We start from the raw sequence: 9,437 nt of genomic DNA, 5'->3' as shown, positions 1-9,437 counted from the left end.
TCTCCAGTTAGAACAAAGCGGGGTTGGCGGGATCCCGGCCGGGGACTACTGCTCCGACGGCCTGACGGACCTCTCGTGAGCCACGGTCTGGCGGAGCGGCTGCACCGGGGCACCGCCGGACTGGGCGGTCGTCTCGTAGGCGGCGGCCGGTTCCGCGGCTTCGACAGGTGCCTCGAAGCTCGCGTAGGCCGTGCGGGCCTGGAGCGGGTTGTGGTTCTCGCGGTCCGCCTCTGGCACCTCGAACGGGGTCGGCGCCATCGGCTGGTAGGCCTGCTGCATCGGCTCCGGGGTGGGCTCGACGACGCTGTACAGCTCCTGCGCCTGCATCGGCAGGACGGCCTCGTGGACCGGCGTTGCCGCGGTCATCGAGACACCGGACGCCACGGTGGAGTCCGACGCCGTCCTGGCGACCGCCTCGTGCATCGGTTCGGCTGCGACCAGACGATCCGCCGCGTGCATGGGCTGAACGGCCTCCACCCGGTGTGCCGCCTGGAAGTGCGTCGGTTGCACCGCTTCGGCCCGGTGAGCGGCCTGGAACGGCTCGGCCGCGACGGTGCGGTCTGCCTGCACCGCGTGCATCGGCTCGGCGGCGACGGTGCGGTCTGCCAGCTGCATGGGTTGCAACGCGTGCATTGGCTGGGCCGCGATGGTGTGGTCTGCCTGCACTGTGTGCATCGGCTGGGCCGCGACGGTGCGGTCTGCCAGCACCGCGTGCACCGGCGCGCCCGCCACGGCCGAGTCCGCCTGCGTCCGCGACAGGGCGTGCATCGTCGGCGTGGAGTCCGCCTGAACGGTGCCCACCCGAGCGTTGGCGACAGCGTTGGGCGCGGTAGCCGTGGCCGTCCCACCACCACCACCACCGGAGTTGTTCGCCACCGCCTCGTCGATCTTCTTGTCGACGTCCTTCGAGGCCTTCCAGCCCTCGTAGGAGATCTCGGCGACGTCGGCGGAGTTCTCGAACCGCTCCCAGCCCTTGCTGATCTTGGCCATGATGTCGTCGAGGTCGCCGATCCGCTTCATCTGCCGCCCGAGGGCGGCGACGACGCGGGCGATGCGGGACGCGATGTTCGTGCCCAGCGCGACCGCCTTGCCGACCGCGAAGCCGATGAAGGCCGGGATCGAGGCGCCGAACGTCGGGATCATCGTGGCCGCCGCGATCAGCGCGCCGCCGATCAGCGAACCGATCAGCTGGGCGATCAGGTCGCGGACGATGTCGCGCAGGACGGTGACCAGCATGCCCATGATCGCGACGATCTTGGCCTTGGTCTCGACGGCGCTGGCGAGCTCGTCGAGCTCCTGCGCCATGCCGTCCATCGACGCCTTGAAGCGCTCCGACGACGTGCCGGACCAGCCGTCGAACGTCGCGAGCCCCTTCTTGTGGTCCTCCGCGAGCACCCGCAGCTCGGCCGCGCGCGCCTTGGTGGCCTCGACGTTGGCCTGGATCTCCTCCGGGTTGCCCATCACCTGGTTCAGGGCGTCGCGCAGGAACGACACGTGCTCGATCAGCCAGCCGACACCGGCGCCGATCAGGCTGCCCAGCGGGTCGATCGCGAGCATCACCGTGGCCGACGCGGCACCGATGGCGTTGAACGTGATGTCCAGGGCCTTCTCGGTCTCGGACTCCGCGTCCTTGCCGATGCCGTCGATCAGGCTGCCGTAGGCCTCGATGAACAACGAGCCCTTGAGCTTGTTCTCCTCGGTGATCTTCATCCCGGGAGGAGACGGGAGCGGGGTTTCAGGAGCGGTCATCGCTGTTTCCTCACCAGGGCTGGTTGTCGTCGTCTTCGTCGTCGTCCACGGGGCGGCGTCCGCGGACGGGTGGCGGCTGCGGGGCGGCCGCCCGGCTCACCGAAGCCGAAGCCGAAGCCGAAGCCGGGGCCGGCACGGGCTCCGGCTCGTCGTCGATGTCGTAGGCGTCGGTCTCCTCGATCTCCTCCTCGTCGGCGGGGATCGAGTCGGAGACCATCTGGTACGCCTCGGTGCCCTCGCCGAGCGGCTTGAAGATCTCGAGGACCTTCTCCGCCGCCTGCTTCTGGGCGTGCCGCGCGGTTTCGAGGATCAGCGCGGTGAGCCGGGGCGCGCCCAGCTCGACCGCGCGGTGCCCGAGAACGAGGTTCTGCAGGCCGCCGTTGGGACCCACGGTCACCGTCACCGCGCCGTCCTTCGACGTCACGGTCGCGGTGGACGCGGCGAAGTTCTCCTGCAGGTCCTCCGACTTCTTCTTCAGGTCGGCCAGCTTGGCCTCGTACTCTTCGACCCACTGGGTGGGGTTCGCGGGATTCACACGGTCCTCCGGCGGCGGCGGTTCAACAGAGCTCTCAGGCGAGCACTGCGTCGATTCGGGTGGCGATGCGGTCGTTGTCGGTCGGCGAGAGGCTCAGCCAGCCGTCCGAGTTGACCATCAGGTAGCGGCCCTGGTGCGTGTCGAACCAGTTGATCACGACACCCGAGCGCTGCCGGCCGCGGGTGACACCGAACTGGCCGGCCGCGACGCGGTTCGCCGCGAGCTCACCGAACTGCTTCGCGTCCTGAGGGGACAGACCGGCCCGCTGCAGCGCGGCCCGGTCGTCCAGCTCGTCGTCGGCCGCGCCCCACGGGTCGTCGGAGTCGTCCTCGTCGGACTCCTGGAGCGCGACGGCCTCCCGCAACGACTCGACCCGCACGTTCACCGCCGTGCCTGGGCCGGGCTCGCCGTCGGGCAGCACCCGCACGATCTCGCGGGCCAGACCGGTCTCCCGGATCGCGAGCAGCCCGATCCGGTCGTCGTCGATGACCGCCAGCACGGCCCGGTCGCCGTTGGAGGCGGCCAGCGCCCGCACCGTCCGGTCGAGACCCGCGACCGCGTCCACGGACACGTCGTGGTCGTCGAGCAGCCGCAGGTAGTCCTCCAGCCGCTGGTTGTCCGCCAGACCGCGCTGCCGCAGCTCATCGAGCGTCTTCTCGCGCAGCACGCGGCGGTCCTGCTCGGTGTCGCCCTCGCTCGGCACGTCCAGCGGGTAGGGCATCCTGCCGAGCCGCAGCTCGTGCCACAGGACGTCGAACTCGCGGGGCGAGAGCAGGAACTCGGGGGTGATCACGACGCGTCGGGGCCCTTCTTCTTGGGCTTCGCGCCACCGATCACCGACGGCGGCAGGTTCTCACCGGGGACCTCGAACAGGTCGCCGCCCATGATGTAGCTGGCGGAACGGTGTTCCTTGTCCTCGTCGCCCTTGCCACCGGCAGCCGGGGCGCCACCCATCGGCGCACCGGCCATGCCGGCACCGGCCGCCGTGGCCGCACCGGGACCGGCCATGCCCATCGGCACGCCAGGACGGGCCTGACCCTGCACACCCGCCGTGCCACCCGGCTGCATCGCGCCACCGGCGCCACCAGCACCGGCAGGACCGCCGCCGAAGCCCGCGCCACCACCGGCAGCGCCGAAGTTCGGCATCGCGCCCGGCTTCATGCCCGCCGAGGCACCACCGCCGCCACCACCGCCAGGACCGCCGGGCATGCCGCCCATCGGCGTCGTTCCCTTGGGCGAGTTGGGGTTCTGCGGCGTGTAGTTCGGGTTCGGGATGTCCTTGCCGACCACGGGGATCTTGGGGATGTTCGGCCGCTGCTGGCCACCGGCCGGACCCGAGCCGGGGTACGGCGTGCCGGTCGGGAACTGCGGCGTGTAGTTGCTGCCACCACCGCCACCGCTGGTGTACGTGGTGCCGGGGTTGGGCGGCGGCGTGTAGCCGGGCGCCGTCGGCGTGTAGGTCGCGGCGGCCACGTTCGTGTTGCCGGGGTTGTAGTTCGGCATCTGCGGCGTGTAGCCGCCGCCTCCGCCACCGGGGCTGGGCGGCGGGGTGTAACCGGGTGCCGAGGGCGTGTAGGCCGCCGGGGCAGGCGCGGTGGCGCCACCGCCGGTCGGAGCGCCACCGGTCGTCGCACCACCCGAGGGAGCGGGCGGAGCGGCCACACCGGCACCACCGGCCGCGTGCGTGGACATGAGGGCTTCCGCGCCGTTGAGCGTGGGCGCGCCCGACATGCGCTGCGTCGCCAGCACGGGCTGCTCGACCTGGCCGGTGTTCGGGTTGAACGGCGGCTTGAACGTCGGCGTCGAGGTGTCGATCTGCCGGGAGTTGTTCTCCATGTCGGTCATCACGGTGACCGCCTGCTCGTGCGCGGCGCGCGACGCGGCGTTGGCCACCGCGATGTCGGCGGCGGCGAGCACGAACGCGGGTGTGCCCGGCTGGGAGAGCGCGGCCGCGGCCTTGTTCCAGTCGAACTGGACCGGCGCCGGCATCTGCGCTCGCGCGTTCTCCATCACGCGGCCCTGCTCGGCGACCTTGTTGCCGACCTCGACGGCGGTGCGGGCGGTCTCGTCGACCCAGTCCCCGAGCTTCTTCATCGCGTCACGGGCGGCCTCCGCGGCCGCACCGGTCCACTTGGACTCCGACGCGGTGATCACCGCGTTGATGGTGCGGGCGGCCTCGGTCAGCTCGGCGCCGTACTTGCCCCACTCGGAGCTGATCTGGCCGGCCTGACCGGGGTCGTTGTTGTTGTGCACGGCGGCGTAGAGCTCTTGGTGCGAGCGTGACGCCCAGTTCTGGGGGTCCGTCAGGACCGGCTTGTTCTCGATCTCGCTCGGGTCGGTCTCGGGGGGCATGACCGGCTCGCCTCTCGCGTCAGCTGTTCGTGATCTTCTTGAGTTCGGCCTGCTTTTCCTCGTCGAGGCGCGTGAAGTTCTCGATCGCCGCGACGATCGAGTTCTTCGTCTGCTCCAGCACCGTGCGGTACGCGGTCATGACGCTGACGAACGAGTACTGCTCACCCTCGGCCCGGTGGGTGAACTTCTCCCGCATGGCGTCACCGACGGGGTTCGCCCCCAGCGGTGCGGGGCGGGCGATGCTGCTGTTGGCGCGTTCGATCCACGAGTCGACCTGGTCGATCTGCGCCTGGAACTGCTTGCGGAGCTCCTCGCCCGCGGCCGGGTCGATCTGCACCTGACCCGAGCTGACGGTGTCGCGCAACGCGACGGCATCGTTGTCACCGACGATGTACATGCGTGCAGTATCAAGTAGATGTTGATGGACGGCTCACATTCCACCCTCGCGGGTCGCCAATTGAGACCCGCGTTCACAATCCGTTGCGGCGCAGCCAAACGGGCCACGTCCGGCTGAACCCGCGGTGATCGTAAAGATCGTTTCCCCAGGTTGTGGGAGCGCTCTCGATTCGATGCCCGTTCGGGCATCGGATCTTTGTTCACATCACTGGAACGGGTCTTGACCTGGGTCTGATGTGGCTCAAATCACACACGTCCCAGGTGGATTCTTAGGCTTCTCTTGATCTCGTTCAGGCAACGGCCTGAGATCGCCCGATCGGGTGTTTCATTCGCCTTTGATGAATGTTGTGCCGCTGCAAGGGTTTTCACGCCAGCACGGTGTCGATCCGGGTGGCGATGCGGTCGTTGTCCGCAGGGGAGAGGCTGAGCCAGCCGTCCGAGTTGACCACGAGGTAACGGCCCTGGTGGGTGTCGAACCAGTTGATGACGACGTCGGCGCGCTGACGTCCGTGCGTCACGCCGAACTGGCCGCCCGCGACCCGGTTGGCGGCCAGCTCGCCCAGCTGCCGCGCGTCCTGTGCGGACAGTCCGGCGCGCTGCAACGCCTGGGAGTCGTCGAGCTCCTCGTCGGCCGCACCCCACGGGTCGTCGAACTCCTCGTCGTCCTCCGCCTCCTGGAGCGCGGCGGCCTGCTGCAACACCTCCGCCCGCACGGACATCGCGTTGCCGGGGCCGGGTTCGCCCTCCGGCAGGACCCGCACGATCTCACGGGCGAGCCCGGTCGGCCTGATCTCCGCGAGGCCCACCCGGTCACCGTCGATGAGCGCCAGCACCGCCTGGTCGCCGCTGGAGGCCGCCAGCGCCCGCACCGTCCGGTCCAGGCCCAGCACGGCGTCCACGGACACCTCGTGGTCGTCGAGCAGCCGCAGCAGGTCCCCGAGGCGTTCGTCGTCGGCCAGCCCGCGTGCACGCAGCTCGGCGAGTGTGGTGGCCTGCACCGTCCTGAGCTCCTGCTCGGTCGCTCCCTCGCTCGGCACGTCGAGCGGGTAGGGCATCCGGCCCAGCCGGAGCGTCCGCCACAGGACTTCGAACTCGCGCGGCGACAGGAGGTACTCGGGCGTGATCACGGGTGCAGTATCGAGGATGGATGATCAGTTCGGCGAGTAGCTGCACCGCCTGCCCGTGCGGACGTGGCCGCGCACGTGCTCGCCGATCACCGGGTCGGCCGACGCCAGCGCGGTCACCGCCCGCCGGATCGCCTTGCCCACGGCTATCCGGGCGCGTTCCCCGGAGTCCGGGAACGACCGCGGCCGCCCGCCCAGACCGGTGGCCGCCGCGATCTCGCCGGCGAGCCAGTCGCGCTCGGCGATCTCGGCGGCACCGAGATCGCGTCCGCGCAGCTCCGCGAGCCTGGTCCGGTACTGCCGCAACGCCTCCGGGTCCAGCCGGTCCTGCGCCGTGACGTCCTCGGTGAGCGCGTTCGTGCCCGCGACGAGCTCCGCCGCGTCGATCTCCCTGCCGGGGTTGGCGGCGAGCACCGCGAGGTGCGCCATCCCGATCCCGCCGTCGACGAGGACGCTCCTGCCGCCGAGCCGGACGAGCCACTTCCTGCCCTCGCGCCGCACCGACAGGTCCGCTTCGGGAGGCGCGGCGACACCGAGTTCCGCGGCCTCCCGCGCACACGTCGCGAGCTGACGGCGGGCTTCCTCGACCTCACCGGCCCGTTCCAGCGCCTCGGCGTACTTCCGCCGGGACGACAGCACCGCGGGCCAGTGCCCGAGCGCGAGGTTGTCGCGCACCGCGGATTTGAGGTGCGTCAGCGCCAGACCGGCGTCGCCGAACGTCAGCGCCGCCAGCCCGAGCGGGTGGTGCGCCGAGCCGAAGCAGGTGACGGCGAGGCTCGCCATCAACGGCAGGTGCGCGAACGGCAGCAGGATCTCGTAGACCTCGCGGGCGACGTCGGCGTCGCCGAGCAGGTGCGCGGCATCCGCGACCCCGCTCATCGTGACGAGCCACGTGCTGGACAGGGGCAGCGACTCGAGCCCGTTGCGGCACAGCGTCGAGAGCGCGCCCTGGGCCTTGCGCCGGTCGCCGGACAACGCGGCGGCGACCGCGAGCGCGCTGAAGAACGAGTTGTCGACCGTGCTCAGCGTCGGCGAGTGCACCAGGTGGTCGAGCAACGGGAACAGCTCCGCCGTGCGGCCCTGGTACCAGCGGATCGCACAGAGCTGGGCGCCGTACCAGGCGGTGGCGTCCACGTCGCCTGCCTCGGCGCCGAGCTGTGCGCTCGCCCCGGCCAGCTGCTCGGCCTCGGCGAACCGGCCGTCGCGGATCGCGAGCATCACCTCGACCGCGCTCACCACGAACCGCACGGCCAGGTGGTCCTCGTGCTTGAGCCTTTCCCGCAGATCGGTCAGCCGGCGCACGGCGTGCGGGTCGGCGGCGAGGAAGTGGTCGACCACCTGCCACAGCAACGCCATCATCAGGTCGCCCCTGCGTCCGCTGCGCAGGCTCTCGCTGATCATCTCGGTCGCGAGCTCCTTGCGCAGCTCCACGTGGTCCGGCCCGAGGACGCAGTGGTGCGCGAGGCTGAGCGCCTCCACCCGGACGACCGGGTCGACGACCTGCCGGGCCTCGTCGAGCAGCTCCAGGACGTTCGCGTGGTCGTTGGCCTGGTAGTCGCTTTCCGCGGTCAGCCGCAACCGCAACCGCAACGCGATGTCGGACTTCGGTTCCACCAGCGTGAGGGCGTGCCTGATCCGCGACCGCACGAGTTCCGCCTCGGCGGCGGTGCGGTGCTCGTGCACCCACACACCACCGGCTCCCAGTGCCGCCGCGACGAGGGTGTGCACGTCACCGGTGCGTTGGGCGGCCTCGTAGGCCTCGGCGAACCGTTCCCGGCTGGTGCGCAGGTCCCCGTTCTCCGCGAGCGCTCGGGTGCCTGCTGCCAACAACGACTCGGGCGTCACGCCGCACACCCAAGCAGACGCCTGGAACGGGCGTGGAACGGGGTGGAACGCCTCAGGTCGTGAACCGTCGAACAGGATCTGCTTTAGGGGGCAATGCTTTGAGGCGCAATGCGTGGAGACGCGCGCTGGGTGCCGTCGCCGTGGTGCTCGCGGGCCTGCTGCCCGCGGCACCGGCGGCCGCGGCGCCCGTTCCGGCCGCGAAGTACGCGCTGGCGGCGTTCGGTTACGACCAGGGGTGGCGAACCGACCGGCACATCCGCACGCTCGTGGACATCACGCGCGACGGCAAGGCGGACATCGTCGCGTTCGGCGACGACGGCGTGTGGACGTCGATCGCACTGGGAGGCGGTGGTTTCGCCCCGCCCAAGTTCGTACTCGCGGGCTACAGCTACAACTCCGGCTGGCGGGTCGGCAAGCATCCGCGCTGGGCCGCGGACATCACCGGAGACGGCTTCGCGGACCTGGTGGGGGCCGGGCCCGACGGCGTGTGGACCGCGGTGGGCAAGGGGGACGGGTCCTTCGGCCCGATGCGGTTCGTCGCCGGGATCTTCGGTTCCAACGGACGGCCGGGCCCGCTGAGCGTGCAGCCGGGCGACGCGAACCTCGACGGACGCACCGACCTCTACGCGTTCTCCGACGGACGGGTGGACGTCTCGCTGGCCACGGGTGACGGCGGCTTCGCCCTGCCGTACCTCGCGACCGCCGAGTTCACGGCGGACCGCTTCGACTTCGCCCAGTTCAAGGTCGCCAACATCGGCGGGGACAAGCGGCCGGACATCCTCTCGGTCCGCTACCGCCCCGCCCTGGCGCCGATGTCGGCGATCGCCCGCCCGGACGGCACCTACGGCGCCTCGCAGACGTCGACGAGCGCCGAGGACCAGTCCGCCAACGCGATCTTCTCCGTCGCGGACATCACCGGCGACGGCTACGCCGACGCGGTCCGCTTCGGCGGCGACGCCAACACCTACACCGGCCGCGCGACCGGTGCCGGCACCTTCACCACGTTCGGCGTGGGTGTCGGTTACTTCGGCTACAACAACGGCACCGGCTACGGCACGTCGTCGCAACCCTCGCCGTCGATCGGCGATGTCACGCACGACGGCCGCGCGGACATCGTGGGCTTCGGCTCCACCGGTGTCATGTCCGCTGTCTCTCGCGGTGACGGCACGTTCGGCCCGGCCCGCCTGGTGAACGCGGACTTCGGATCGGGGAGCGGGTGGACGGTCGCCCGGCATCCGCGGGTCCTGGCGGACATCACGGGTGACGGCGCCGCGGACGTCGTGGGCTTCGGCGACAAGGGCGTGTTCGTCGCGGTGGCCGACGGCTCGGGTGGCTTCGGGGGCGGCCAGGGGGGCAAGGGGGCCGCCGCCCGGTAGATGTCGTGTCTCGGGTGATCTGTCGCAGGTTTGTCTCGGTTGTTGTGACACAAGGTTAGG

8 protein-coding genes are annotated in these 9,437 nt (G+C 70.8%); 1 reads left to right on the top strand and 7 read right to left on the bottom strand.

Going from position 1 to position 9,437, the window contains the following annotated elements; all coding sequences use genetic code 11:
• Positions 1 to 45: 45 nt before the first annotated feature.
• The 7 genes from IEZ09_RS28490 to IEZ09_RS28460 form a co-directional block, all read right to left on the bottom strand.
• Positions 46 to 1,749, bottom strand: coding sequence for a hypothetical protein (locus tag IEZ09_RS28490; RefSeq protein ID WP_189256865.1), 1,704 nt, complete (start codon positions 1,747 to 1,749; stop codon positions 46 to 48).
• 10 nt (positions 1,750 to 1,759) lie between these two features.
• Positions 1,760 to 2,284: a YbaB/EbfC family nucleoid-associated protein gene (locus IEZ09_RS28485; protein ID WP_189256864.1), complete on the bottom strand. Its 525-nt coding sequence runs from the start codon at positions 2,282 to 2,284 to the stop codon at positions 1,760 to 1,762.
• Between the two features lie 34 nt (positions 2,285 to 2,318).
• On the bottom strand, positions 2,319 to 3,077 hold the full coding sequence (locus tag IEZ09_RS28480) for an ESX secretion-associated protein EspG (RefSeq protein WP_189256863.1): 759 nt from the start codon (positions 3,075 to 3,077) through the stop codon (positions 2,319 to 2,321).
• Positions 3,074 to 4,636 carry a PPE domain-containing protein gene (locus IEZ09_RS28475; RefSeq protein ID WP_189256862.1) on the bottom strand — a complete coding sequence of 521 codons (1,563 nt, stop codon included), beginning with the start codon at positions 4,634 to 4,636 and terminating at the stop codon, positions 3,074 to 3,076. Before IEZ09_RS28475 ends, IEZ09_RS28480 begins: the two co-directional genes overlap by 4 nt.
• Before the next feature lie 19 nt (positions 4,637 to 4,655).
• Positions 4,656 to 5,033 (bottom strand): hypothetical protein, encoded by a 378-nt coding sequence (locus IEZ09_RS28470; RefSeq protein ID WP_189256861.1) that lies wholly within the window; start codon positions 5,031 to 5,033, stop codon positions 4,656 to 4,658.
• A gap of 364 nt (positions 5,034 to 5,397) precedes the next feature.
• Positions 5,398 to 6,159 carry an ESX secretion-associated protein EspG gene (locus IEZ09_RS28465; protein ID WP_189256860.1) on the bottom strand — a complete coding sequence of 254 codons (762 nt, stop codon included), beginning with the start codon at positions 6,157 to 6,159 and terminating at the stop codon, positions 5,398 to 5,400.
• A gap of 24 nt (positions 6,160 to 6,183) precedes the next feature.
• Positions 6,184 to 8,001: a hypothetical protein gene (locus IEZ09_RS28460; RefSeq protein ID WP_229813029.1), complete on the bottom strand. Its 1,818-nt coding sequence runs from the start codon at positions 7,999 to 8,001 to the stop codon at positions 6,184 to 6,186.
• A 98-nt stretch (positions 8,002 to 8,099) separates the two neighbouring features.
• Between IEZ09_RS28460 and IEZ09_RS28455 the strand changes: the two genes are divergently transcribed.
• A complete protein-coding gene (locus IEZ09_RS28455; protein ID WP_189256858.1) occupies positions 8,100 to 9,377 on the top strand; it encodes an FG-GAP repeat domain-containing protein in 1,278 nt (425 codons plus the stop codon).
• The last annotated feature ends 60 nt before the right edge of the window (positions 9,378 to 9,437 follow it).

The organism is Lentzea flava, from assembly GCF_014648475.1.
GTDB lineage: Bacteria > Actinomycetota > Actinomycetes > Mycobacteriales > Pseudonocardiaceae > Lentzea > Lentzea flava.
Note: the sequence above shows the minus strand (reverse complement) of the source record. Positions and strands in the feature narration are given on the sequence as shown.